Here is a 24,747-nt window from a genome sequence, read left to right as displayed (position 1 = left end):
TTATGGTTATTGAAGTTGTTAGAATCTTAATTTTTCATGGTCTGTCTATTTTCAATTGGTTAATATCAGTTTATTTATGATATAATTTAAAAAAATAACCTAAAAAGGTCATGAATGAATTATACGATTCCACGCGATTTGTTTAATGAACTTGTAAAAAATGTGGGTAAAGAAAGTGCTGAAAAGTTTGCAAATGCGTTTGAAAGTTTTTTAAAACTTTATAACGAATTAAGAAGCGAACTTGCAACCAAAGAGTTTGTCCGTGCCGAAATTAATGAAGTGAGAGCCGAAATTAATGAAATAAGAGCCGAAATTCAAAAAAACACTCTCCTTTTAAAAGTTTTAATAGGTATAAGCATTTTTGCATTAACTATTTTTAATCCGAATTTTATAATGTTGATAGAAAAAATTTTTAAGTAATATGAATTCAAAACTCAACTGACTTTAACCAATCCAATAACCATTCAGGCATTTATATATTCTCTCAGTCTTTCATAATCTATAACTTTTATGGATTTCTCACAATAACAGATAATTCCTTTGTTTTTTAATTTAGAAAGTATTCTGCTGAGAGTCTCGGCGCTCATTCCAAGTTCGTTTGCAAGCATATATTTTTTCTTTCTGACAAACTTTTGCGGGAAATTCAGAAGTGTGTATATCACTCTTTTTGTTGCGTCAAATTTTTGAAGTTTATTAAACTCTATTTCCTGCATAATCTGGTTGCTTAGCATCTTTATTATTCTGTCGCTAAAAGGAGGGGTTGATATATGTTTTTGAAATTTTTCGTAATCTATTGCTATTATTTTGCTTTCTTCTTCCGTTTTTGCGTTTAAACAATACGGTTTGTTTTGGATTTTTGAAATAAGACCGAAAATATCGCCGCATCCGAACTGGTTTTTTGGAATAATGTTTCCTTTTAGGTCCGTGTCATACATAAGAATCTGTCCTTTGACAATACCGTAAAAATACCTCTTTTCCTCTCCCTCAAAAAATATTATCTCATTTTTTAAATAGGTTTTTATAAAAGAAAAAGAGGAAATCTCCTCTAAAAGGGAGTCTTCTATATTAAAAAATAGGGATATTTTTTTGAGTTTATGTATCACTCTTCTATTCTTATGTAATTTACAGGTTTTATTACGAAATCAAGTTTTTGAATTTCATCTATTGCTTTTTTTATCTCTTTTTCTTTACATATATGGGTTGCAAAAAGCAGTTTTACGTATCCGTTTCTCGGTTTTTGTAAAAAGCTTTCTATTGAAATATTGTTTGTAGCCAGAATATTAGCTATCTTTTCAAGGACACCGAGCTTATCGTTTACGGCAATTCTTAAGTAATATTTGCTTTTTATCTCTTCAGTAGGTTTTAAGTTTAACTTTTCAAGTTCAAGAGGAATTTTATAGCCAAGCATTGGGTTTTTGTTTCCTCTGGCAATTTCAATAATGTCGCTTATAACGGCACTGGCCGTTGCATCCCCTCCGGCTCCCGGACCGTAATACATTGTTTCTCCCACAACGTCGCCTATTACGCTAACGGCGTTCATAACTCCTTCCACTTTGCTTATCATCTCTTCTTTTCTTATAAGGGTTGGATGGACTCTCAGTTCTATTTCGCTTCCCGTTTTTTTTGCTATTCCAAGAAGTTTTATTTCGTATCCAAACTCTTTTGCAAATTCTATATCCGTGAGGTTTATGTTTTCAATACCTTCAATTAAAATATCTTCCGGTTTTGCGTCTATATTATATGCGATACTTGCCAAAATAAGCAGTTTGTGGGCCGCATCGTATCCTCCTACATCAAAAGTTGGGTCGGCTTCGGCATATCCTTTCTGCTGGGCTTCTTTGAGAACTTCTTTATAATCTCTGCCTTTTTTCATTTCGCTTAAAATATAGTTGCAGGTTCCGTTTATAATTCCTTTTATTTCTAAAATATGATTGGCGCTCAGTCCGTCGCGCAAGGCTTTAATAATAGGGATGCCTCCCGCTACGCTTGCTTCATATTCAAAAGGGGTTTTTGCCAGTTTTTGCAGTTCAAATCTGTGATAGGCAAGTAGGGCTTTGTTTGCGGTAACGACCGCTTTGTTGTGGAAAGGGGCATTTTTAACCACTTCATATGCATTTTCAACCCCTCCCATAAGCTCCACTACTATATCTATTTCAGGGTTGCGGGTGACTTCTTTATAATCTGTGGTCAAAGGAATATCAATATCTCTTTTTTTATTTATGTCTCTTACAACGCCTTTTATAGCTTTTATTTCTTTTCCCGCTCTTGCTTTGATAAGGTCTTTATTTTTTTCAAGGTTTTTAATAACGGCTTCGCCTACCGTTCCTACTCCGACTATTCCTATTTTAACCATTTAGTTCCTTTATAATTTCTTCTACTTTTGTTAAAGGTAAATTTACTTTTTTGGCGATTTCTTCTTTTGGAAAGTTTAGTTCGTAAAGAGCTATGACTTTGCCTTTTATAAGACCCTGTTGTAGTCCCTGTTGTAATCCTTTTTCTATCCCTTCTTTTATTCCTTTTTCCAATCCTTTTTCTAATCCTTTCTCCAATCCTATTTCATAACTAGGTAGATCTTCCCATGTTAAATTCTGAAGTCCCATTTCAGCCTCCTTTACTTCTTCTTTTAGATTTCTGCTTGTAGAAAGTTCTTCAAGCATTAAAAGGTATTTTCTAAATTCATTTTCATTTTTTGAAAGGGTGTATAATTTGTGTAAAATTTCTTTAATCACTTCTTTAGGGTTGTTGTTACCAAAATCACATAGAATGGCCAATACTAAGCTTTCAGGATTGTTTATTTTTAAAAACCTGTCACATGGAATGGTTTTTAAATCTATAATCTCGTATTTAAAATTACAGCTGTGTGTTTGGATATGGTTTTTCATAGAAACTTTTTCTTTACCTAAAAAAAGGACATATTGATAAATATCCATATGATATCTTGAAAAGATTTCTAAAAAATATCTTGCCATTCTGATATGCATATTTTTATCGTTTCTCGTTTGAAATTCTATATGCAAAATTTTGTCTTCTGTTTTTATTAGGATATCGGCGTCTCTTTTTTCGATTTTAGGAAATTCGAAATCCAGAAACTCAAATTTTTCAATATTAATGTTGAGTATATGTTTTAAAACGTCTTTTATGGCCTCTTTTGTAATGTCTTTTAATATTAAATCTTTTTTCATTCAAATTCTTTTAAAAAGTGTTTTACGTTTTTTGCCGCCTGACGAATTCTTTTTTCGTTTTCTATAAGGGCTATTCTTACATAATCATCTCCGTAAGCGCCAAATCCGATTCCGGGACTTACGGCTATATGGGCTTCTGTAAGGAGTCTTTTTGAAAATTCAAGGCTTCCTAAATGTCTGACTTTTTGAGGTATTTTTGCCCATACAAACATTGTGGCTTTTGGTTTTTCTATCTCCCATCCAGCATTTGCAAAACTTTCAATAAGCACGTCTCTTCTTTTTTCGTATGTTTTAACTATGTCTTTTACCAAATGCTGATAATCTCTAAGGGCAACCGTTGCCGCCACCTGAATAGGTGTAAACATTCCATAATCTATCCATGATTTGTATTTTTGCAAAGCTCCTATAAGTACCGGATTTCCAACCATAAATCCTACTCTCCATCCGGCCATGTTATAACTTTTAGAAAGGGTGAAACTCTCAACCGCAACTTCTTTTGCCCCTTTTGCTTCGAATATAGAAGGTGTTTTGTATCCTTCAAATGTAATATCCGCATAAGCTATATCGCTTATAATATAAAGACCTTCTTCTTTTGCAAAATCGACCGCTTTTTGATAAAACTCTTTGCTTACCGTTACGGTTGTAGGATTATGAGGAAAATTTAATACCAAAAACTTGGGTTTAGGTACTGCTTCTATCATGGCCTGCTTTAACTGTTCGAAAAATTCTTCTTCGTTTAATTCATATTTTTCATTATAAGTAAGTTTTACTTTTCTCACACTGGCACCTGCTAACATAAACGCGTATGAGTGTATAGGATATGTAGGGTCCGGAACAATCGCCACGTCTCCTACATTTGTTATGGCCTGTGTTAAATGAACGTATCCCTCTTTACTTCCCATAGTGACAACAGCTTCCGTTTCAGGGTCGAAAGTTACGTCGTATCTTCTGGCATACCAGTTACAAATGGCCTCTCTTAATTTATAAATTCCTTTACTTACCGAATATCTGTGATTTTTAGGTTTTTGGGCGGCTTCAATAAGTTTGTCGACAATCGGTTTTGGAGTGGGTCCGTCCGGATTTCCCATTGAAAAGTCTATAATATCAACACCTGCCCTTCTTGCCTGGAGTTTTAAATCGTTTATTACGGCAAAAATATAGTTAGGAAGTCTTTCTATTCTTTCAAAATGATTCATTGCAGTCCTTTTATAAAAATTCCTCTTTTAAAGTTTTCTTTGGTATAGTTGTCTCTTATTTTTATATATTTACAGTTTTCAGGAATGTTTAGTGTAATTTGTCTTTGTATAAATTCTGATGTAATTATATTTAATATATTCAGGTTTTTATCATAAAAAACTATATAAGGATACCAAAAATCGTATTTTGACGTTTTTATATACGCTTTTTTAAATCCCCCGGTTTCAATCCAGTATTCCCCTTTTGCATTTACTAAGGATTTTGTTTTTTGTGAAAGTTTTGTCGCTTTTACTGTTTCGTTTTCGCAGTCTATTTTATAAGTAAAATCCTCTTTTTTGTTTATTTCTATGACTTTGCATCCGTAATGTTCTATTTCGTTTAAGAAATTAAGAGGGTCTATATGGTGGTTTGAGTTTATTTCAAGGGTAATGGAATAGTTTTCTTTTTTTATTATTTTAGAGGGATAAAAATAGTAATATCCAAGATTTTGAAGTGTTTCATAAAGGGTTTTTGTATTGAAAACGGGATTGTTGTTGATAAAAATAAAAGTAGGGTGGGTTAGTTTTGGTTTTTTAAAAAATAGGTCTATAAGTCCGTTTTCTTTAAGAGCGGTAATTATTTCTTTTAAAGAGGCGTTTTGGTCGTTTACGGTTTCTTTTAAAAGCCCTTTATAAGTAGTGTATTTTTGCTCTCCTATGATATTTTTAATAATGTCTGAGGTGTTGAAAGCAAAAAGAGAGGTTAAAATTAAAAAAAAAAGTATTTTTTTCATTTTGAATATCCTGAAGGAGAAGTTTTTGTGTAATTGTATTCACCGTTTTTTAAAATTATTCTTACGATTTTTTTAGTGTTGGGCGTTATGTTTTTATCTCCGTATATTATATTTACAAAACCATGTCCTAGTTTTATATAATAGTTTGTTCCTTCTAACGTTTTTGGTTTGGAGGTTAAATATTCGAATGTTTTGTTATTATCAAGATTTACTGCCCTAAACCATATTTTCTGAATGGGAATTACGGTTATTTCTTTTGGGAGAGGCTTTGTTTTGTTGTGTTCTTTTGAAATATTGGCTTCCTCTTTTTTAACGGCAGTTTTAATTTCTTTTAGTGTATTAGAGAAATTTTTCTCAGGAACCGAAACAGTGCCGGAGGTATTGATATCAACGGTTTTTGGGAGTTTTTTTTGAGGGGTTTGTTTGTATAGGTATATTCCGCTTATTATTAAAAGTAAAATTAAAAATAATATTAAAAACGGTTTTTTGTTTTTTGGAGGCTTTATTATCTCTTCTTTTAATAATTCTTCTTTTGGAGGATTGACATATGAGTTGTATTCTTCTATTAGTTCACTTAAATCTATGTTGAATTCCCTTTGAATTACGTTAATAAATCCTAAAAACTTTACACGTGGAATTTTGTCAAATTTTTTTTCTTTTATAAGCCTTAAAGATACGGGGGAAATTTTAGTTCTTTTGGATATTTCTTCTATTGAATAAAGCTCGAAAAATTTTTCAGCATTCATTTGTAATCCTGTCTATAAGTATTCCAGCCGCTACTGATACGTTAAGCGAATCAAAATCCCTTTTCATATGTATCGTCAATATTTCATCAAGTCTTTCTTTTACTTTTTTACTTAACCCTTCGCCTTCGTTTCCCATAATAAGGGCAATTTTTTCTTTTTTTGAAGGACGGCATTTTCCTCCTAAATCTGCTCCTATTAAATGATAACCTTTTGTTTTTAAAATATTTATAAGTTCTAAAATATGTTGAAAGGTAACTATTTTCATATCAAGTGCTGCACCGGCGCTTGTTCTGATGATTCTGTCCCATTTTAAATCTTTTATACCTGTAATTATTAAAAGGTCGATGCCAAGGGCGTAAGCCGCCCTTGTTATTGCCCCTATGTTTCCCATATCCGTTACGCTGTCTAAAATCAATATTTTATCGCCTATAATATCCCACTCTTGCGGGGTAAATTCTATTTTTGCGAAAAAACCCTGATGATTTCCGTTTTTACTTAGTTTTTGGGCGAGTTTGTTATCGATAAATTTTACTTTAAATTTATTAAATTTTTTAAATTCGTTTTTACTTAATTTCTTGGATATCAGAATTTCCTTAACAATATCGGGATGTTTTTGAATTATATATTCTACTACTCTTTTTCCGTAAACTATCATAAATGTATTTTATCAAATTTAAAGGAAAAAAGTTTGTTTTATCTGTTATTTTTCGTTTAATTCTTTATAAATTTCTTTTGCCGATTTGTCTGATATTTTTGCGAGAAGTTTTGATTTTTCTTTAAGAGGGAGTGGGAGCGAAACTATATCTTCATATGATAGTTCAAGCGTTTGTTTTTTTGTGTCTTTATTTATAACTATAACCCATTCTCCTTTTGTATTTGTAAGTTCGATATCTTTTGCTTTGCCTTTTATGAAACTCTCATGCATTTTAGTCAGCTCTTTTGCCAAAAATACTTCTCTTTCGGGTGCTGAGTTTTTTAGTTCTTTTACAAGTTTTTCTATTCTGTGAGGCGATTCATATAAAATTGCTATTTTGCCGCTGTTTAGTATTTCTTTTAATTTTTCTTCTCTTTCTTTGCCTTTATGGGGTAAAAATGCATAAAAACAGAAATCCCCTTCAAATCCGCTTGCCACAAATGCCGTAAGAGCCGCGTTTGCTCCGGGAATTACGGTATAAGGAATGTTATGTTTTTGAGCAAATTTTACCAGTTTGCTTCCGGGGTCGCTAATTCCTGGCATTCCCGCATCGCTTACATAAACGCACTCTTTTGATTTTAATATTTCGGGGTCTAATTTTGATAATACTTTATCTTCGTTATGGGAATGCATGGATATAAATTCTTTATTTAAAGGGATATTTAAAAGGTTTAGCAGTTTTTTAGTGACCCTTGTGTCTTCACAAAAGATAATTTCAGCATTTTGAAGGGCTAAAAAAGCCCTTTTTGATATATCGTCTAAATTTCCAATTGGGGTTGGAACAAAGCTTAGCAATTAAGCAAGACCGTATTTTTTCTTAAATTTATCTACTTTTCCACCTTTTTCTATTGTTCTTTCTTTACCTGTATAGAAAGGATGGCATTTGTCGCAAACTTCAATTCTTAAATTAGGTTTTGTTGAAAGAATAGTAAATGTATGCCCGCAAGTACAGTTTACAGTACATTCAACGTATTCAGGATGGATACCTTTTTTCATTTTAGTCCTTTGTTAGGTTTTTTAGCCTATAGTTTTTAAGTTTGAAATTTTACTTTTTTAATCTTAAAGATTTCTTAATTTAAGCAAACTGTAAGTTAATAAAAATATTATCTCTGACACTAATAATGTAAAAAACAAAAAAGCAAGAGATTAAACTCTCTGCTCTCTTGGTCTTGCTTCGTTAACTCTAAGTCTTCTTCCTTGGAATTCTTTACCGTCAAGTTCTTCGATTGCTGTTTCAGCTCCGCTTTCCATTTCGATAAATCCAAAACCTTTGCTTCTTCCTGTTTCTCTATCATTAATGATTTTTGCTGATAGTACTTCGCCATATTCTGAGAATAATGTTTTTAGCTCATCTGCGCTAGCGTCGTAATTAATGTTTCCTACGTAAATTGTTTTCATGTGATTTCCTAAAATTTAAATTTGCATTGACATTATAACGGGATAATTTATAAAAAGCAAATAAAATTGGTATAATTAATAAAAAAAAGGAAAAATTTATGGGAATTAAAAAAAATTATACAGAATTCAGAAACGCTTTAACAAAAGGAGATACGAAAAAAGCGGAGGAATTTTTCAAAAAGGCTTTTGAAGACGCTTTTGCTCTTTATCAGTTAAAATTGACTAATAATGAAAAATTTGATTTATCAAACGAAGATGAGCTTTTTGCCGTTGTTACTCTGTTTGACAATATGCTAGGGTTTTATAAAGAGTGGATGTTAGAAGAGGGGATGGCTTTTGCCGAGTCGATGGTAGAGTTGGTGGATTCGCCTAAACTTAAGGAAATGTTTAAAGGATTTTCTTTAGGAATGCAGGCCGGGATTCCTTTGGACGAATTTATGAGGGATTATGTTGATTTGAGTAAAGTTGATGAGGAATTCCCTCAGTTTTTGTGTAATTTTAAAGAAAAAATAAAAGAACTTATAAAGAACACTTGAGATTGGTTTCTACTTTTAAAGAAAACCCAAAAGGTGTTTTTATTATTAAAACAGCTCTTTTTTCTCCCCTGTTTTTTTGAATTTCCTGATATATGTTTAATAAATCCTCTTCGTAGTTTTCGCTTATATTTCTTTCTATAATGATTATTTCATCTTTTACCGCCGCTTTTTCGTTTGCTGCATCTTCAAGACTCATAAGTTTTCTGCAGGTTACTCTTAAAAATTCTCCGACTTTATCTACTTGAGCTTTTATGGCTATTGGTTCGTCCAGGTTGAACTCCTGAAGTTTTTCCAAATCTCTTTCAAAAATCATAATGTCTATTTTTCCGTGATAATCCATAAGATTTGCTATGGCGAATTTATTGCCTTTTTTTGAAATTCTGACTTTCATGCCTTCTATTTTCCCCACAAAAAGTGCTTCTTGTCCTATTATTTCTTCTATTTCGCTTGAGAGATTGTATTTTAAATTTTTCATTTTTTCTTTATAAGGGTCAAGAGGGTGGGCTTAGACATAAAATCCGAGAGTTTCGTATTCACCTTCAAGAAGCGTTTTCATATCGAATTCGTCGGTCGCTTTTATTTGTAGTTTTTCCTGTATTTCGTCTTCTGTTTCTATATCGGCAAAAAGGGAATGTTCGTGGTTTATTGCGTTTTTTCTCTCTTCAATGCGTTTTTTAAATTCAAGCATATTTTCTATATTTTCCAAAAGTGTTTTTCTCGGATACCTAAAAGAATCCAAAGCTCCCGATTTTATAAGCTGTTCGAGTACTTTTTTATTAACTTTGCTTGTATCTATTTTTAATATAAAATCTTCCAAGTCTTTAAACGGTCTGTTTTGTACAATACTCTCAATTGCTTTTGCCCCAACCCCTTTAATTGCGCTAAGTCCGAAAAGAATTTTATCTTCTACCGGTGTAAACTGGGCGTTTGATTTTTGAACGTCGGGAGGCAGGACTTCAATCCCTAAGGATTTTGCTTCATCAATGTATCTGGCTATTTTGTCGGTATTGTCCGCTTCGTATGTTAAAAGGGCTGCGAAAAATTCCGTAGGGAAATATTTTTTTAGATACGCAGTCTGATAGGTTATCATGGCGTATGCTGCGGAATGTGATTTATTAAAACCGTATCCGGCGAATTTTTCTATTAAATTAAACAACGCTTTTGCGTTTTCATATGAAAATCCCTGTTTTTGTGCCCTTTTTGCGAATTCTTCTGCGTATTTTGCCATCAAATCCGCTTTTTTCTTACCCATAGCACGTCTTATAATATCGGCTTCACCTAAAGAAAAGCCGCCTATTGCCTGAACGATTTGCATAACCTGTTCTTGATAAACGATAACTCCGTATGTCGGTTCAAGAATAGGTTTTAAAACTTCTTCAAATTCGTCGTAAAAATAGCTTATCGGTTTTCTTCCGTGTTTCCTTTCTATGTAGTCATCAAGCATTCCCGCATCCATAGGACCCGGGCGGTAAAGAGCCAGCATTGCGATTACGTCTTCGAAATTGGTAGGTTTTAATCTTTTTGCCAAATCCTGCATACCGTCTGATTCTATTTGGAATAGTCCTAAAGTTTTTCCGCTTTGAATTAATTTAAAAACTTCCGGGTCGTCAAGCGTCAAATCGTCGACATTTACTTCTTTTTTTTGATTTTCTTTTATAAATTTTACGGCTTTGTCTATAACGGTCAAGGTTTTTAGTCCCAAAAAGTCGAATTTAATTAAATCGACCGGTTCTAAATAATTTAATGAATACTGGGTTGTGTGAAATTCATCGTGCTCATCCTGTTTGTAAAGAGGGGATTTGTTCCAGAGTTTCGTATCGCTTATAACCACGCCCGCCGCGTGTTTACCTGTGTTTCTTTTTAAACCTTCAAGAGCTTCGCCGAACGAATATAGTCTGTTATAAAGAGGGTCGTCTTCGGTTATCTCTTTGATTTTAGGTTCAAGTTCTTTTGCTTTTTGAAGGGTAATACCAAGTTGGTCCGGGATTAGTTTTACGAATTTATCCGCGGTTGAATAATCTATTCCGAATATTCTTGCCACATCCCTTAAAACACCTTTGGCAAGAAGCGAACCGAAAGTCACTACCTGCGCTACGTTTTCGTGTCCGTATTTTTTTTGGACATATTCTATTACCTCATCTCTTCTTTCCTGACAAAAATCGACGTCGATATCAGGCATTGAGACTCTTTCCGGATTTAGAAATCTCTCGAATAAAAGTCCGTATTTTAAAGGGTCTATATTGGTAATTTCAAGAGCGTACGCTACTAAACTCCCGGCGGCACTTCCCCTTCCCGGACCCACGGGTATTTTATTTCCATCTCCTCTTAAGTGGCGGCTTGGGTCTTTTGCGTAGTTGATAAAATCCCAAACTATCAGCATATATCCGGGGAATTTCATCTGTTTAATGATATCTATTTCATATTGTAAGCGTTTTTTATATTCTTCGTGTAAATGTTCAGGAATTTTTTTTAATCTTTTTTCAAGTCCCTGCCAGCATTTATATTTGAAATATTCGACATCGCTTTTTATATCCAATCCTTCTTTTTTTGCGTATTCTTCGGTAAATTTAAAAGTAGGGGGGGTGGGGTTTCCAAGAGGGATGTCAATATGTATATTTTCAAAAAGTTTTTTATTGTTTTGTAAAGCTTCAGGAATATCGGCAAAAATTGTCTCATATTCTTCAGGTGATTTTAAATAATATTCTCCTATGTCGAATTTTCTGTGTATATCGTCAAACTGTTTGTTTTCTTCTATACATTCAAGGGCGTCTTTGTAGATATAATCGAGTTTGTTTAAATAATAAATGTTGCTTGAGGCAATCAGCGGGATGTCTAGTTCGCCAGAGAGTTTGATTAAATCTTCTTCTATAAGTTTTTCTTTAAAATTATCTCTTCTTATTTCAAAATATAATTCGTTTATATCATTTTTGAGTATTTGTGCTATTTCAAACGCTTTTTTATATCCTTCAGCCCCTTTTAAAATATTCTCTTCGTCTAAAATATTTAGATGAAATCCTGTTTCGCTTTCTCTCATAGGAAGTATTACGGCAATATCTTTTTGATTTTTTATAAGCTCTTCATAAGGCAAAATCGCTTTGTCGTTGTTCATATGGTAAAGATACGAAATAGAACTTAAATACATAAGATTTTTATAACCTTCGTAATTTTTTGCCACAAGTACCATTCTGTGAACGTTTTCATCTCTGTTAACCAAAACATCCATACCGATTATTGGGTTTATCTCTTCTTTTTTACATGTTTCATAAAATTCAATTGCACTAAATAAATTGTCAAGTTCGCTTATTCCAAGGCTTTTATATCCAAGAGATTTTGCTTTTTTAATAAGGTCTTTTATTTTAAGCGATGAATGAAGAAGTGAATAATCGCTGTGGATATGAAAAGGGGTCACTTTTATCCTTTTTAATGAAATTATAGTAAAATTTCAATAAAAAAGGCTTAATATGAAGTTTATCGGAACAAGGGGAACTAAAGAAAAAAAGAAATTTTCCGAAGTTATTTTAAATCCGGCGGCACCAGAGGGAGGTCTTTATGTACCTGAGAAACTTCCAAAAATTGATGAAAGATTTTTAATAAGATATCTTGACCCGCAGGATGAAAAGACTTACAGACATATAGCAAAAGGAATATTGTCTCTTTTTAAGGTAGATATTGATAAAGATTTAATAGACAAGGCTTTATATACGTATCTTAAAAATTTTGACGACCCGGACGTTGTGCCTGTGGTAAAAGTAAAAAGCGATTTAAGTATTGCCGAGCTTTGGCATGGACCGACCCGTGCATTTAAAGATATGGCCCTTCAGCCTTTCGGGGTAATTTTATCCGCTCTTGCTAAACAAAAAAATGAAAATTATCTTATTATGGCGGCAACTTCTGGAGATACGGGACCTGCTACGCTTAAGACGTTTGAAAACAAAGAGAATATAAAAGTAGTGTGTATCTATCCTCATAAAGGAACGAGTGAGGTTCAAAAACTCCAAATGGTTACAACTGATGCAAAAAACGAAAAAGTTCTTGGAATTTTAGGGGATTTTGACGATGCCCAGACTTCTTTAAAAAATCTTTTAAAAGATGATGATTTTAGAAAAACGCTTAATGAGGCCGGAATTAAACTCTCAGCCGCAAACAGCGTAAATTTCGGAAGGATTATTTTCCAGATTATTTATCATTTCTGGAGTTATCTGAAACTGGTTGAAAACGGCGAAATAATCTTAGGAGATAAAATCGATGTAATAATTCCAAGCGGAAACTTCGGTAATGCCCTTGGTGCTTATTATGCTAAAAAAATGGGCCTTCCTATAGATAAAATCGTTATCGCTTCAAATAAAAATAACGTCCTTTACGAACTTATTAAATACGGAAGATACGATTTAAGGGATAAAAAACTGATAAAAACCATCTCTCCTGCGATGGATATATTAAAATCCAGCAACGTTGAGAGAATGATATTTGATAAATTCGGAGAAGAGAGAACCAAAGAGCTTATGAATTCACTCGAAGAGAAAGGTTATTTTGAACTGACTCCTGAAGAACTAAAAGCCGTTCAGGAAGATTTTGAAGCCGATTTTGCTACTGACGGGGAGTGTGAAGAGATTATTAAAAGATATGCAAACAAAGAAAATTATCTGATGGACCCTCATACCGCCACGGCTGTGAAAGCGTATGAAACCTTAAAAGAAAAAGGAAAGCTTAATAAATATACGGTGGCGTATTCAACAGCCGAGTGGACGAAATTCGCTCCGAGTATCTATTATGCCCTAACAGGCGAGGATGTAAACAGAGAAATTGCGGAGCTTGAAGAAAACACAATTTCCGATAAAGACGCTATAGCGTATATTGAAACCCACTACGATGTCAAAGCGCCTGATGTTATAAGAGAGCTTTTTGAAAAAGATATCGTAAACGAAAACATTATTCCAAAAGAGGCGATAAAAGAGGAGATTGTAAAATTTATTAAAAAATGATATAATTAATAAAAAAGGAGGGGAAATGCAAGTAGGTATGAATGTAAACAACAATTATCAAATGCAGCAAAACGACCAGCTTCAAAATCAAAAAGAGAATCAAAAAATACAGCAGCAACAGATGCAGGATGCTCAGTTACAACAGCAAAATCAACAAAATCAGCAGCAAATAGCCCAGCAGGTTGCAATGGCAACGGGGGCTGGCGTTAATCTTAACGTAATGGCTTAATGATTATACCAATTCCTAAAATAAATCAAACATTCATTTTAGGGGAAAAGAAAAGGGTACTGATTAAATAAAGTGAAACAATTGCAAATTTTAACGGAGAAAAAGCGTTAAAAAAAGTGCACTTAACCCGAAAGGCGCTTTACAGGCGTATGAAGTGCAAGTTTACACATTTTCATCGCCGTGCGAGCCTAAAAACGACAAGCAGTTGTCGTTTTTTTAACGGCTCTCCCGTTTGCACTTTTTAGCTTTTTCGAAGTGTTAAAAAATTTGCACTCTTGTTGAGCGTATTTAGTCAGTGCCAAGAAAAGATGAATGTAAGAGTTGTTTTGTGTTTTTGTATTATATTTTGATTAAAAAAACTTATCGGTGCCGGGCGGTAACAAGGTTTTTATTTATATAACACCTCTTAAATAGAGGCTTAAAATACCGAAATATTCGTGAATCGCTTTATAACTTTTATGGAAGCTTCCCTCGCCCGGGAAAAAGTCCCATACTGAAATGACGGGAGAAGAGAAAAAACCTATAGGTTTTGTAATAATTTTAAATCCGAAATGTTTAAAAAGATAATAGCTTCTTTTCATATGATAAGCACTGGTTATTAAATAAATTTCCTTTGGAATACCTTTTTTGTTAAAAAGTTCGGCGGTAAATTTTGCGTTTTCGTATGTATCAAGAGATTTTGTTTCATAAAGTGTTTTTATTTTACAGCCGCATACGGAGGTTATAAATTTTACGTCTTTTTTTATCCATTTAGCTTCTTTGTTTAATCCTCCTCCCGTAAATATAAAAGGCAGGCTGTTTTCTTTTGAAATTAAAATACCGTAAACTTCTCTTTTAAAAGCGTCGGGCATTGCATGTAAAATATCTTTTGGATTTACTCCCCCTCCTAATACGACAACCGCTTTAGGAGATATTTTTTCTGTTTTATTGAAACTCTCAAGCGGTTTTAAAAGAGCGTTTGCAACGGGTTTTATAGAAATCAGATAAAGAAGAATTCCTGAGGCAAAAAAAAGCCATTTAAATTTTTTTGCTAAAAAACCGGCTAAAATAAGTATAATTATAAAAATTCCCGGTGGCAAACAAAGATAAGTAAAAAGTTTTGAGATTATAAACATCATAAAGGAGCCTTTTTGAATGTAATTATAACAGGTGCAAGCAGGGGTATTGGAAGAGAACTTGTCAAAAGATACTCAAAAAAAGCAAATAGGATTTATGCCTTAGCAAGAAATGAGGAAAAATTAAAAAATTTATCAAAAAAATATCCTAATGTAATTCCGGTAAAACTTGATTTAGCAGAGATTGAAAAAGTAAGGGAGTTTTCAAAAAGCGTGAAGGATATAGATATAGTGATATGCAATGCGGCAATTTCCCTTCCGCATGCACCTTTTTTTACTCCTTTTGAAGATTTTAAAAAGACGATGGATATAAATTTTTTAAGCATTCATGCTCTTCTTGAGGGGATTGTTCCTAATATGCAAAAAAGAAAAAAAGGAAAAATTGTTTTAATTTCTTCTTTGGCATCTCTTGTGGGGGCACCAAGTTCTATGCCTTACAGTGCCTCTAAGAGAGCTTTAAATTCATATGCCCAGTCGTTGAGAAATCTTTTAGCCCCCGATATAAAAGTAATAAATATACTTCCTGGATTTATAAAGACGGATATGACCCAAAAAAATGATTTTTATATGCCTTTTTTAATGGAGCTTGATGAGGGAGTTGATAGAATTCAAAAAGCCATTGAAAAAAATTATAAAGAATATGCGTTTCCAAAAAGGTTTTATTATTTAATTAAATTCTTTAATATGTTGCCTGTAAGTTTACAGGATAAACTATTGCAAAAAGTGGCAAAATAAGATATATTTAGTCAAAAAAAGGGCATTAATGATTTCGGTTTGTACCTATTGCGGAGTGGGATGTGAAATAGACGCTCAAATTAATCAGGATAAAATAGTTAAAATAAAGCCTTTAAAAGAAGGAATTTCAAGCGGGGGCGAACTTTGTATAAAAGGTAAATACGGGTTTGAGTTTTTAAATCATAGACTCAAAAAACATCTGATAAGTTATGAATTTATAGAAAAAAACGCAAAAAACATGCCTTTTGAATTACAAATAAGAATCGCAAACCTTTATCCTTACGATGAAAAGTTTTATGAAGCTCCTTTTAGTTTAGCGCTTGACATTGCCGCATGGAAACTAAAAGAAATTATAAAAAACTATTCTTCAAAATCCGTTGCCGCAATAGGGGGAGCCAGAACAAATATAGAAAGCGCATGGCTATTTCAGCATTTTGCCAGAAACGTTGTAAAAACTCCGCATATAGATAACTGTGCCAGAGTTTGTCACTCTCCAAGTCTTAGCGGACTTAAGATGAGTATAGGGGAGGGGGCTAGCAGTGTTGATTTTGATTCTTTGTTTGATGCGCAGACTATTTTTGTAATAGGTTCAAACACAACCGAAGCGCACCCAATGGTGGCAAGCAGAATTATTAAAGCAAAAAGAAGAGGGGCAAAACTAATTGTCGTGGATGTAAGGGAAATTCCCCTTATGAAATTTGCCGATGTGGCCGTAATACTTCCTTTTGAATCCAATCTTCTGTTTTTAAACGCCCTGGCAAAAGAACTTATACAAAACGACTTGATAGATAAAGAATTTATAAATAACCGATGCGTAAAATATGAAGAATATAAACAACTTCTGTTGCATGATAAATATGATAAAAAATTTTTTGAAAAACTGCCCGGATTTGAACATATTTCAAAACAGGTAGAGGAAATAGCAAAGCTTATAACAAAAAAAACTATTTTTACCTGGGGTCTTGGAGTAACCGAGCATATTGACGGCACCGAATCGGTAAACGCTATCAGTAATCTAGCTATGCTTACGGGTAATTTTAAAAAAGGAGCCGGCGTATTGCCTTTAAGAGGGCAAAACAATGTTCAGGGAGCCTGCGATGTAGGGTGTCTTCCGTACTATCTGCCTGATTACATAAGACCGGATGAAGAACATATAGGACTTATGACGCCGGATATTATTGATGCTGTAACAGATGGTAAAATAAAAGCGATAATCAATATGGGGGAAGATATTTTACATATTCATCCAAATCAAAATAAAATACATAGGGCTTTTAAAGAGCTTGAATTTTTAATGGTAATGGAAGTTATGGAAAATGAAATTACAAAAGAGGCGGATATCGTATTTGCAGTAAAAAGCGCTTATGAAAAAAGAGGTGTTTACGTAAATGCCGAGAGAAGACTTCATCTCTCAAGACCTCTTGTAAAAAGCGATTTGCCTGATGACTGGGAGGTTATAAAGGAGCTTTCCAAAAGGCTTGGGAGGGATATAAATTATGTTTCAAGCGAAGATGTTTTTAATGCATGTAAAAAAGAAGTCAGCCGTTTTAAAGGCGCCACATACGAAAGACTGGAAAAAAAACCTCTTCAGTGGCCTATAAGTGAAGACGGAAGAGATACTCCCGTGCTTCATTTAGAAAAATTCAGTACGCCTGACGGGAAAGGTCATTTTCATTATCACAAATATCATATAAGAGGAGAGGTAAAAGATTTAATAGAAGATAAAAAAAGATGGTGGCTGAATACGGGAAGGGCGCTTGCTCAATATAATAACGCCGCGCAGACTAAAGTCAGTGAGAGACTTATAAAAAGATATGAGGATGATATTTTACTGGTAAATGAATGTCACAGGGATGAAATAAATGAAAAGGTAGTTTTAAAAAGTATTTACGGTAAAACTAAACCTTTAAAAGTTAAATTTACAAAATCCGTTAGACCTTATACGATGTTTGTGACGTTTCATTTTGCTAAAAACCGTATCAATTATCTTTTTGGGGACGAAGCCGACCATAAAGTAAAGACTGCCAGATTTAAGGCTATAGAGGTCGAGATTATTAATCTCGGCTGAAATTTTCTTTACAAAAAAACTGGGTCAAAGACTATATGATTAATACTTAAATATAGTAACTAAATTTTTTATTATAAATAATGCTTAAATATATTGACAAAAGGCAACTAAATATTGTATAATTTTATTACCAAAAAATTTAAGGAGGGGAACATGGCAGAAGTAAAAAAAAGAATGGAAGAAAATAAAGAGGTAACAAAAAAAGTAGAAGCCGCACAGGATAAATATGTTGATGAAAGAGTTAAAAAAATAACTGAAGAAGCGGTGGAGGCTATTAATCTTGTTGCTAAAGTAATCGAACTTCTTGATAAAAAAGAAAAAGATAAAGCGCTTGAAGAAATAGCAAATGTATTAGGAAAACTTGAAGTATTGATTACAAGAGATCCAAACTTACAGTTAGTTCCTGTAGATGTCAGGGAATCAGTAGTGGATTTTCCGGGAACTGTAGATGATGTTGAAGCTGCTAAAACAGAAATTGTCGCTTTAATTAAAACGGGTGAAGTTCAGTTGGCTAGAGATATTATGCTAAATTTGGCAAGTGAGCTTGATATTTTCGTAACAGCGCTACCTATTGGAACATATCCGGTAGTTTTAAAAGCTATTATTCCGTTAATCGAACAGGAAAAATATGAAGAAGCTAAAAAACTATTAATTGAAGCTCTTGAAACGTTGGTTCTTGAAAAAATAGTGTTGCCTTTGCCTATCTTAAGAGCGGAACAAACTATTATAAGAGCTCATGAACTAGCTAATGGAGAAAATCCTAATAAAGATGAATTGAAAGAACTTCTTGCGTATGCAAAAGAACAGTTAAAACTGGCTGAAGCTTTAGGATACGGAAGAGTAGAAATCGATTATAAAGATTTATATGAAGAAATTGAAAAACTTGAAAAAATTCTTGAAGGTGAAGAGTCAACAAAAGGTATTTTTGAAACTCTTAAAGAAAAACTTTCAGGAATTATGGCTAAATTCAATAAGCCTAAAGCTCCGACAAAAATGCCTCAGGCAGCAGATAATAAAGAAAACAAAGAGGAGTCTAAATAAGGCTTCTCTTATTTTACTCCATGAGAATGTAAAAATTCTTTTCTGCTTACTAAATTCTCCAAAATAGCAAACAATATCATAAAATTTATAAAACTGGTACCTCCATGACTTATAAGAGGAAGAGGGACTCCTACTACAGGCGCTAAATTCATAGTCATTGCCATATTTACGAATGCATAAATAAACAACATTAAAGCTACACCGGCATACATAACTTTTGCAAAATAGTCATCTTTTAATTTTTCGGCTTTTATCAAAAGGTAAACTATAAGTAAAAAATATAAAAATATCAACGATACAGCTCCTATAAATCCGAATCTTTCCACGAAATAAGCAAAAATAAAGTCGCTGCTGGCTATGGGTAAAAATTTAAGCTGCGTTTGAGTGGCTTCCGTTTTGCTTTTTCCGCTAAGACCTCCTGAGCCTATTGCTATTAAAGACTGTTTGACATGGTAACTTGGCTTATTTAAAAAATGTTCTATTCTTTTTTTTTGGTAATCTTTTAAAAGATATTTATACGCTACCGGGATAAAAATTATGCTAAAAATTCCTATACTTATCCAAATTTTTTTATCTACTCCCACAATAAACAAAACACCAAAACCGATAATGAGAGTAATAAGTGCGGTTCCTAAGTCCGGTTCTTTTGCTATAAGCAAAAAAGGAAGGATTATATAAAAAGATAATTTCAAAAATTCTTTAAAATTATAAACAGGTCTTGGGGGATGCTTATATATAAGGTATCCCAGCATTAATAAAAGTGTTGTTTTCATAAATTCGGAAGGTTGTATAGTAATGTTTAAAAGAGGTATTTTAAGCCATCTTTGGGCTCCTAATATTTTTACACCTGCAATATCCACTAGTAGTAGAAGTAAAATATTAAGCCAGTAAATAAACGGAATTATCCATAAAAGTTTTCTTATAGGAATAAAATAGACCGCCAAAAATACAGCTATTCCGACAGCTATATAAATAATTTCTTTTATAAAAAGTTTTTGGGATATTTCACTTACTAAAAGAAGGCTTATTATAATAAATGGAAGAAGCAAAAAAAGAAGAAAAAAATCGAACTTTTTTACTGACATGGATGTTTTGTATAGTCTTCAAACAGTTTTTCCATAGTTTCACTGAGTTTATGAGAATTTTCGTCAACTTTTTCGAATATTTCGATAATTTCATCTTTTCTTTTAATACATGTTTTATCTTTGGTACATTCAAGGGCTTTATTTGTAAAAAGATGAATATTTTTGTGGTATTTGTCTTTGATTTCTTTGTATTCTTTAAGACATCCAAGTTTAGATACCGTTTCTTCACTTCTTAGCCATTTTCCAAATTCGCATTCATTATCGCTTAGCATAGGAATTTCTTTTTCTTGGAATACTGATTCATAAGCGTTTAATTTATAAACTAAGTGAGCTAATCTTGCTAAATCAAGATACATTCTTATAAGTGCCAAATCGACATTTTTTCTGTTTTGCAGAGCTTTTTCTCTAAATCCTAAAACAAGTTGGTTTACCGTTTCAACGTCATCTCTGGAAGAAGTGGCCATTTCTGTGATTTTTTCGGCATTTGCCTGAATTTCACTTGTTTCTTGTTGTAGAGTTTTAATGGTTATTGAAATTTCGCTTGTTGCTTTTTGTGTTCTTTCTGCTAGTTTTCTAACTTCATCAGCAACAACCGCAAATCCTCTTCCGTGTTCTCCGGCTCTTGCTGCCTCTATTGCTGCGTTGAGTGCTAGGAGATTTGTCTGGTCGGCTATATCTGTAATTAATTCTACGATTTTTCCTATTTCGTCTGCTCTTTGAGAAAGCATATCAATGGCTTCGTTGGTATGGGCTATAAACTCTATAAGTTCCATTAAAACTTCTGAAAGTTTTTGGATTTTCTGGGCTGATTCGTCTGCTCCCTCGTAAATTTCGCTTGAGAGTTTATCTATTTCTATCATAAACGATTTAAGTTTTGTATTGAAAGAGATTTTGATATCGTTTAAATTTTTTTTGGTGCCTCCTCCGAGTTCGTTTAATTTAACAAACAGTTCACTTCTTGCCTGTTCTTTAAGAGCCGTGGAAATGGCTTTTACGGCATCGTTAATCATAATTACCGTTGAGCGGAATCTTCCTTTATATCCCTGAGGTGCAATATCTCTGTAATCGATTCCCTGTTTTGCGGCTTCTATCGATTCTTTAATATCCCTTTCAAATGCTTCTAGCTGGTCAAGAAGGTCGTTTACATCCCATGCCATTTCGCTAAAAGGGTCGTTTTGCGGTATTCTGGTTATTCTTTTTTCAAAATCGCCTCTTGCGGCCGCTTTTATTGTTTGATTTATTTTATTTAAAAGTTCACTTTGAGAAGATGCGGCTGGAGTTGATTTAAACAGACAAAAACCTCCGGCTATAAGTCCTACTATTCCAAGACCTAAAGAGATAAAATCGTTGTTTAAAAACGCAAGTGCGGATATAATTAAAAATATTGCTTCTATTACCCATAAACCTATTTTTTTATAATTCATTGATTAATCCTTTTTGAATTTTTATCATAAGTTCATTAAAAGACATATTATATTTTTTAAGAAGATTTTCCACTTCCATTAAAGAAGCTTCCATTCCTCCGCTTTGTTCTATGGATAGAAGATGTTTGTATAAAGGTTCTATTATTGATTTAAATCCTTCTCTTGGCTTTCTTCTTACCGAATAATAATCTATTATTTCTCCCTGTTCGTTCAAAGTAGGCGAAATATTGGCAAATACCCAGTAATATCCTCCGTCTTTTCTTAAATTTTTAACAAACCCAAACCACTCTTTTTTATTTTGGATATGGTCGTACAATATTTTAAATGCGCATCTTGGCATATCGGGATGTCTTAAAATGTTATGAGGGGCTCCTAAAAGTTCCTCTTCGCTGTAACCGCTCATTTGTATAAAAATTCTGTTTCCATATAAAATACGGCTTTTTAAATCTGTTTTTGAAACAATAAAATCCTCTTCTTTTAAAACCACTTCCTTTTCAATAGGGGTGACTTTTGGCTTTCTCATCTATTCTCCTTTAATTTGACTGCATCTATACCTTTTCTGGCAGCTTTTTCTATTTCATCAAAAGATTTTACTAAAAATACCACTTTTGTATCAAGTAAATATTCTTCAACGATTTTTTGAAACTCCGCGGCGTTTTCTAAAATATCGGTAAAGACATATTTGGCTTTAAGGTTTGATACCAATATAAGCTCTTTTATCGAAGATATGTTTACTCCGTAAGGAATTGAATTTTGTTTGCAGAAATTAAAAACTTCAAGGCTTGAATCGCAATAATCAAAAATAAGGGTAGAGTTTGAAGGGGAGTTTTTAATATCTTCAATTGTTTTTACGAAGTAAAATTTTTCTTCGCTAAAGGGGGCTTCAAGAATTTGCATAACAATCCTTACATATGTTTTTACCGTTAATTTGTTTTATTTCATTTTTTGGATAAAACGTTTTGCATCTATCGCACATAATTAGTTCATTTTGAGTTTCTTTTTTTTCGGAGACTTCTTTTTTTTTGAAAAAGAAGAAATAAACCGCTGTTGCAATAAGTGCGAAAAATATCAGTTTTCCCATTCGTCGCCTTTTAGAAATACGTAGTTTCTATTGTTTTTAGAAATTATAGACGCATTTATTCCTGTTAGTTCGTCTAAAACGTTTGAACCTTTATAGAGTAATATTTTACCATCTTTTTTTAAAAAAGGTTTTGCTATTTTTATAATTTCTTTTGTAGGCATAACAGCTCTGCTGGTTATCAAATCCACAGGGGGAATATCGCTGTTTTCAAGTCTCTTAGGAACGACGGTTACGTTTTTTAATCCTAAAACCGTTTTTAAATAATTTAAAAAACTGTATCTTTTTTTTAAAGGTTCTACCAGATACCATTTTGTATCAGGCATGGCAATCGCTAGTATTGCTCCGGGAAATCCGGCTCCCGTTCCTATATCTATTGCCGTTTTTGCCTCTTTTATTTTTTCCAGCGGATAAAGACTGTCTTTTATCTGTTCTTCTATTTCTTCGGGAGAGGTGTAATTGGTGAGTTTATGAATTTTATTCCATTTTAAAAGCTCTTTTGTAAATATTTCAAATTTTTCATTTTCCATTTTCAATCTTTCCATTTTTAAAGTTTGTGTCCTAGTTTTTCTTTTTTTGTTTTAAGATAATTTTCATTATAAGGATTTGGAGTAGCTTTTATCGGTATTCTTTCAACGACTTTTATTTCTTTAAAGGCGAATTCTTTTTTTGGATTGTTTGTTAGCAGTTTTATTTCTTTAATACCAAACTCTTTTAAAATTTTTTCCACTATACTAAAATCCCTCATATCGGCTTCAAACCCCAGCTGATGGTTTGCTTCTACCGTATCAAGCCCCCTGTCTTGTAAGGCGTATGCGTTTACTTTGTTAAAAAGTCCTATTCCTCTTCCTTCCTGTCTCAAATATATTACTACGCCTCCATGTTTTTGTATCTTTTTTAAAGCGGTCTGCAGTTGTTCTCCGCAGTCGCATTTTAAGCTTCCAAGAGCGTCTCCTGTGAGACATTCGCTGTGAATTCTTACATATGGGGTTTTAGGAATTTTTGGAGTAAAAATCACTAAATGCTCTTTATTGTCTTCTTTAAAAGACTGAATTTTAAAATTTCCGTATTTTGTAGGGAGGTTGGCTATTTCGGATTTTTTCAAAAAGCTCTCCTTTTTTGATAAAATTATATCTTAAATTAGCTATTAAATTATAGATAAAGGATTTACGTTGAAACATTTTTTATGGCTTTGTGATTATTCCAAAGAAGAAATTAAAGAAATTATAGACCTTGGATTTCAAATAAAAAAAGAGACAAAAGCTAAAATCTTTAAACCTTATTTAAAACATCAGCAGCTTGCTATGATTTTTGAAAAAAGTTCCACAAGGACCAGGGTTTCTTTTGAAGTAGGGATTAATCAGCTTGGAGGTAACGGGCTTTTTTTAAGCAGCAGGGATATTCAGCTCGGCAGGGGAGAGCCTTTAAAAGATACGGCAAGGGTTATAAGCCGTATGGTTGATTTAATTATGATAAGGACGTTTGGGCAAGAGAGGCTTGAAGAGTTTGCAAAATACAGTAAAGTCCCTGTAATAAACGGGCTTACCGATTTATGTCATCCGGTTCAGCTGCTTGCCGATTTAATGACGATGATAGAGTTTGGAAAATTTGATTTTGAAAATCCTCAAAATACTACGGTGGCATATATTGGAGACGGTAATAATATGGCTAATTCATGGACTGTTTTGGCTTCAAAACTTGGATTTAATTTAAGAATAGCCACTCCTAAAGGATATGAAATAGATGAAAATATAAAGCAAAAAGCTTTAGAAGAAGCAAAAAAAAGCAAAGCTAGGCTGGAATTTTTAAACGACCCGGAAGTTGCCGTTAAAGAAGCTGATGTTGTTACCACAGATACGTGGGTTAGTATGGGACAGGAAGAGGAAAAAGAAAAAAGAATAAAAGATTTTAAAGGGTTTGAAGTTGATTCTAACCTTATGAGTCTTGCTAAAAAAGATGCTATATTCTTGCATTGTCTTCCGGCTTACAGAGGATATGAAGTTAGTGAGGATGTGTTTGAAAAATATAGTGAAGTAATTTTTACAGAAGCGGAAAACAGATTACATGCTCAGAAAGGATTGATGGTTTGGCTAAAGAAATAGCAAAAAAAATAAATGTCAAAACACTTGTTGAGTGTAAAGACCTTGAAGTATTGGAGGGTGATTTAAACTCTCCTACATGGGTTATGATTACTCCTGATAAAAAACTTAAAGTGGTTCTTGACAGTGAGGAATATATCGATTTTATGGAAACTTTTAAGAGCACTTTAAAAGAAAATATAGAATTAAAACTTGAAAAAGCTATTTTAAGCGAATTTCCTATTGATTATGACGATGTCAAGGCGGTGGTTTTAGAAGAGATGAAAAAAAGTGATAAAAGTATTCAGGAGATAGTAGAGAAAGTTAAACTTGAACATCCAAATCTTTTTTATAATCTGGATTTGGAGAAAATATTCTAAAGGAAAA

Annotated in this window: 29 protein-coding genes; 9 read left to right on the top strand and 20 right to left on the bottom strand. The window is 33.0% G+C overall.

Features of this window, described 5'->3' with window-relative positions:
• Positions 1–114 precede the first annotated feature (114 nt).
• Positions 115–420, top strand: coding sequence for a hypothetical protein (locus tag ACXJH6_RS04440; protein ID WP_456470558.1), 306 nt, complete (start codon positions 115–117; stop codon positions 418–420).
• Positions 421–464: 44 nt separating this feature from the next.
• Here the strand turns inward: ACXJH6_RS04440 and ACXJH6_RS04435 are convergent, their stop codons facing one another.
• The 10 genes from ACXJH6_RS04435 to rbp all read right to left on the bottom strand — a co-directional run bounded on the left by ACXJH6_RS04435 (position 465) and on the right by rbp (position 7,989).
• Complete coding sequence (locus tag ACXJH6_RS04435; protein WP_456470557.1) at positions 465–1,103, bottom strand: Crp/Fnr family transcriptional regulator; 639 nt, start codon at positions 1,101–1,103, stop codon at positions 465–467.
• A complete protein-coding gene (locus ACXJH6_RS04430) occupies positions 1,100–2,353 on the bottom strand; it encodes a homoserine dehydrogenase (protein WP_456470556.1) in 1,254 nt (417 codons plus the stop codon). The genes ACXJH6_RS04435 and ACXJH6_RS04430 overlap by 4 nt, the downstream gene beginning before the upstream one ends.
• Positions 2,346–3,182: an RpnC/YadD family protein gene (locus tag ACXJH6_RS04425; protein WP_456470555.1), complete on the bottom strand. Its 837-nt coding sequence runs from the start codon at positions 3,180–3,182 to the stop codon at positions 2,346–2,348. The genes ACXJH6_RS04430 and ACXJH6_RS04425 overlap by 8 nt, the downstream gene beginning before the upstream one ends.
• Positions 3,179–4,378, bottom strand: a complete 1,200-nt coding sequence (locus ACXJH6_RS04420) for an LL-diaminopimelate aminotransferase (RefSeq protein WP_456470554.1) — start codon at positions 4,376–4,378, stop codon at positions 3,179–3,181. The genes ACXJH6_RS04425 and ACXJH6_RS04420 overlap by 4 nt, the downstream gene beginning before the upstream one ends.
• Positions 4,375–5,151 (bottom strand): hypothetical protein, encoded by a 777-nt coding sequence (locus tag ACXJH6_RS04415; RefSeq protein ID WP_456470553.1) that lies wholly within the window; start codon positions 5,149–5,151, stop codon positions 4,375–4,377. Before ACXJH6_RS04415 ends, ACXJH6_RS04420 begins: the two co-directional genes overlap by 4 nt.
• Positions 5,148–5,897 carry a helix-turn-helix domain-containing protein gene (locus ACXJH6_RS04410; protein ID WP_456470552.1) on the bottom strand — a complete coding sequence of 250 codons (750 nt, stop codon included), beginning with the start codon at positions 5,895–5,897 and terminating at the stop codon, positions 5,148–5,150. The genes ACXJH6_RS04415 and ACXJH6_RS04410 overlap by 4 nt, the downstream gene beginning before the upstream one ends.
• Positions 5,887–6,552 carry a 23S rRNA (guanosine(2251)-2'-O)-methyltransferase RlmB gene (rlmB, locus tag ACXJH6_RS04405; RefSeq protein WP_456470551.1) on the bottom strand — a complete coding sequence of 222 codons (666 nt, stop codon included), beginning with the start codon at positions 6,550–6,552 and terminating at the stop codon, positions 5,887–5,889. Before rlmB ends, ACXJH6_RS04410 begins: the two co-directional genes overlap by 11 nt.
• Positions 6,553–6,597: 45 nt before the next feature.
• Positions 6,598–7,386, bottom strand: a complete 789-nt coding sequence (gene rsmI, locus ACXJH6_RS04400; protein WP_456470550.1) for a 16S rRNA (cytidine(1402)-2'-O)-methyltransferase — start codon at positions 7,384–7,386, stop codon at positions 6,598–6,600.
• A complete protein-coding gene (gene rpmE, locus ACXJH6_RS04395) occupies positions 7,387–7,587 on the bottom strand; it encodes a 50S ribosomal protein L31 (RefSeq protein ID WP_456470549.1) in 201 nt (66 codons plus the stop codon).
• A gap of 150 nt (positions 7,588–7,737) precedes the next feature.
• Positions 7,738–7,989, bottom strand: coding sequence for an RNA-binding regulator (gene rbp, locus ACXJH6_RS04390; protein ID WP_456470548.1), 252 nt, complete (start codon positions 7,987–7,989; stop codon positions 7,738–7,740).
• 98 nt (positions 7,990–8,087) lie between these two features.
• On the opposite strand from rbp, the gene ACXJH6_RS04385 reads away from it, so the two are divergent.
• Positions 8,088–8,525, top strand: a complete 438-nt coding sequence (locus ACXJH6_RS04385; protein ID WP_456470547.1) for a DNA polymerase III subunit alpha — start codon at positions 8,088–8,090, stop codon at positions 8,523–8,525.
• Here ACXJH6_RS04385 and ACXJH6_RS04380 read toward each other — a convergent pair.
• Both ACXJH6_RS04380 and dnaE read right to left on the bottom strand, forming a co-directional pair.
• The gene (locus ACXJH6_RS04380; RefSeq protein ID WP_456470546.1) at positions 8,509–9,000 is read right to left on the bottom strand and encodes a hypothetical protein; all 492 of its coding nucleotides are present in this window, start codon (positions 8,998–9,000) and stop codon (positions 8,509–8,511) included. The genes ACXJH6_RS04385 and ACXJH6_RS04380 overlap by 17 nt on opposite strands.
• Before the next feature lie 30 nt (positions 9,001–9,030).
• Positions 9,031–11,934 (bottom strand): DNA polymerase III subunit alpha, encoded by a 2,904-nt coding sequence (dnaE, locus tag ACXJH6_RS04375; protein ID WP_456470545.1) that lies wholly within the window; start codon positions 11,932–11,934, stop codon positions 9,031–9,033.
• Between the two features lie 52 nt (positions 11,935–11,986).
• On the opposite strand from dnaE, the gene thrC reads away from it, so the two are divergent.
• The gene (gene thrC, locus ACXJH6_RS04370; protein WP_456470544.1) at positions 11,987–13,507 is read left to right on the top strand and encodes a threonine synthase; all 1,521 of its coding nucleotides are present in this window, start codon (positions 11,987–11,989) and stop codon (positions 13,505–13,507) included.
• A gap of 25 nt (positions 13,508–13,532) precedes the next feature.
• Positions 13,533–13,736: a hypothetical protein gene (locus tag ACXJH6_RS04365; RefSeq protein ID WP_456470543.1), complete on the top strand. Its 204-nt coding sequence runs from the start codon at positions 13,533–13,535 to the stop codon at positions 13,734–13,736.
• A 392-nt stretch (positions 13,737–14,128) separates the two neighbouring features.
• Here ACXJH6_RS04365 and ACXJH6_RS04360 read toward each other — a convergent pair whose 3' ends face one another.
• Positions 14,129–14,854: a YdcF family protein gene (locus ACXJH6_RS04360; protein ID WP_456470542.1), complete on the bottom strand. Its 726-nt coding sequence runs from the start codon at positions 14,852–14,854 to the stop codon at positions 14,129–14,131.
• A gap of 12 nt (positions 14,855–14,866) precedes the next feature.
• Here ACXJH6_RS04360 and ACXJH6_RS04355 point away from each other — a divergent pair, with 12 nt between their 5' ends.
• The 3 genes from ACXJH6_RS04355 to ACXJH6_RS04345 all read left to right on the top strand — a co-directional run bounded on the left by ACXJH6_RS04355 (position 14,867) and on the right by ACXJH6_RS04345 (position 18,695).
• Positions 14,867–15,586, top strand: a complete 720-nt coding sequence (locus tag ACXJH6_RS04355) for an SDR family NAD(P)-dependent oxidoreductase (protein WP_456470541.1) — start codon at positions 14,867–14,869, stop codon at positions 15,584–15,586.
• Positions 15,587–15,614: 28 nt separating this feature from the next.
• Complete coding sequence (locus ACXJH6_RS04350) at positions 15,615–17,654, top strand: molybdopterin oxidoreductase family protein (protein ID WP_456470540.1); 2,040 nt, start codon at positions 15,615–15,617, stop codon at positions 17,652–17,654.
• A gap of 153 nt (positions 17,655–17,807) precedes the next feature.
• A complete protein-coding gene (locus ACXJH6_RS04345; protein ID WP_456470539.1) occupies positions 17,808–18,695 on the top strand; it encodes a YfdX family protein in 888 nt (295 codons plus the stop codon).
• Positions 18,696–18,703: 8 nt separating this feature from the next.
• Here ACXJH6_RS04345 and ACXJH6_RS04340 read toward each other — a convergent pair whose 3' ends face one another.
• The 7 genes from ACXJH6_RS04340 to ribA are packed head-to-tail and all read right to left on the bottom strand — an operon-like array spanning position 18,704 to position 23,387.
• The gene (locus tag ACXJH6_RS04340; RefSeq protein WP_456470538.1) at positions 18,704–19,780 is read right to left on the bottom strand and encodes an FtsW/RodA/SpoVE family cell cycle protein; all 1,077 of its coding nucleotides are present in this window, start codon (positions 19,778–19,780) and stop codon (positions 18,704–18,706) included.
• Positions 19,771–21,204 (bottom strand): methyl-accepting chemotaxis protein, encoded by a 1,434-nt coding sequence (locus ACXJH6_RS04335; RefSeq protein WP_456470537.1) that lies wholly within the window; start codon positions 21,202–21,204, stop codon positions 19,771–19,773. Before ACXJH6_RS04335 ends, ACXJH6_RS04340 begins: the two co-directional genes overlap by 10 nt.
• Positions 21,194–21,727, bottom strand: a complete 534-nt coding sequence (locus ACXJH6_RS04330) for a PAS domain-containing protein (protein WP_456470536.1) — start codon at positions 21,725–21,727, stop codon at positions 21,194–21,196. Before ACXJH6_RS04330 ends, ACXJH6_RS04335 begins: the two co-directional genes overlap by 11 nt.
• Positions 21,724–22,101: a hypothetical protein gene (locus ACXJH6_RS04325; protein ID WP_456470535.1), complete on the bottom strand. Its 378-nt coding sequence runs from the start codon at positions 22,099–22,101 to the stop codon at positions 21,724–21,726. Before ACXJH6_RS04325 ends, ACXJH6_RS04330 begins: the two co-directional genes overlap by 4 nt.
• Entirely contained in the window at positions 22,088–22,285 is a 198-nt protein-coding gene (locus ACXJH6_RS04320) for a hypothetical protein (RefSeq protein WP_456470534.1), read from the bottom strand. Before ACXJH6_RS04320 ends, ACXJH6_RS04325 begins: the two co-directional genes overlap by 14 nt.
• Positions 22,273–22,812 carry a 16S rRNA (guanine(527)-N(7))-methyltransferase RsmG gene (rsmG, locus tag ACXJH6_RS04315; RefSeq protein WP_456470533.1) on the bottom strand — a complete coding sequence of 180 codons (540 nt, stop codon included), beginning with the start codon at positions 22,810–22,812 and terminating at the stop codon, positions 22,273–22,275. The genes ACXJH6_RS04320 and rsmG overlap by 13 nt, the downstream gene beginning before the upstream one ends.
• Before the next feature lie 17 nt (positions 22,813–22,829).
• Positions 22,830–23,387, bottom strand: coding sequence for a GTP cyclohydrolase II (gene ribA, locus ACXJH6_RS04310; protein ID WP_456470532.1), 558 nt, complete (start codon positions 23,385–23,387; stop codon positions 22,830–22,832).
• A 67-nt stretch (positions 23,388–23,454) separates the two neighbouring features.
• On the opposite strand from ribA, the gene argF reads away from it, so the two are divergent.
• Both argF and ACXJH6_RS04300 read left to right on the top strand, forming a co-directional pair.
• The gene (gene argF, locus ACXJH6_RS04305; RefSeq protein WP_456470531.1) at positions 23,455–24,384 is read left to right on the top strand and encodes an ornithine carbamoyltransferase; all 930 of its coding nucleotides are present in this window, start codon (positions 23,455–23,457) and stop codon (positions 24,382–24,384) included.
• Positions 24,369–24,740 carry a DUF2603 domain-containing protein gene (locus ACXJH6_RS04300; protein ID WP_456470530.1) on the top strand — a complete coding sequence of 124 codons (372 nt, stop codon included), beginning with the start codon at positions 24,369–24,371 and terminating at the stop codon, positions 24,738–24,740. Before argF ends, ACXJH6_RS04300 begins: the two co-directional genes overlap by 16 nt.
• Positions 24,741–24,747: the final 7 nt, after the last annotated feature.

The organism is Caminibacter sp., assembly GCF_053999135.1.
The sequence above is the reverse complement of the archived record's forward strand: the minus strand, read 5'-3'. Positions and strand labels throughout refer to the sequence as shown.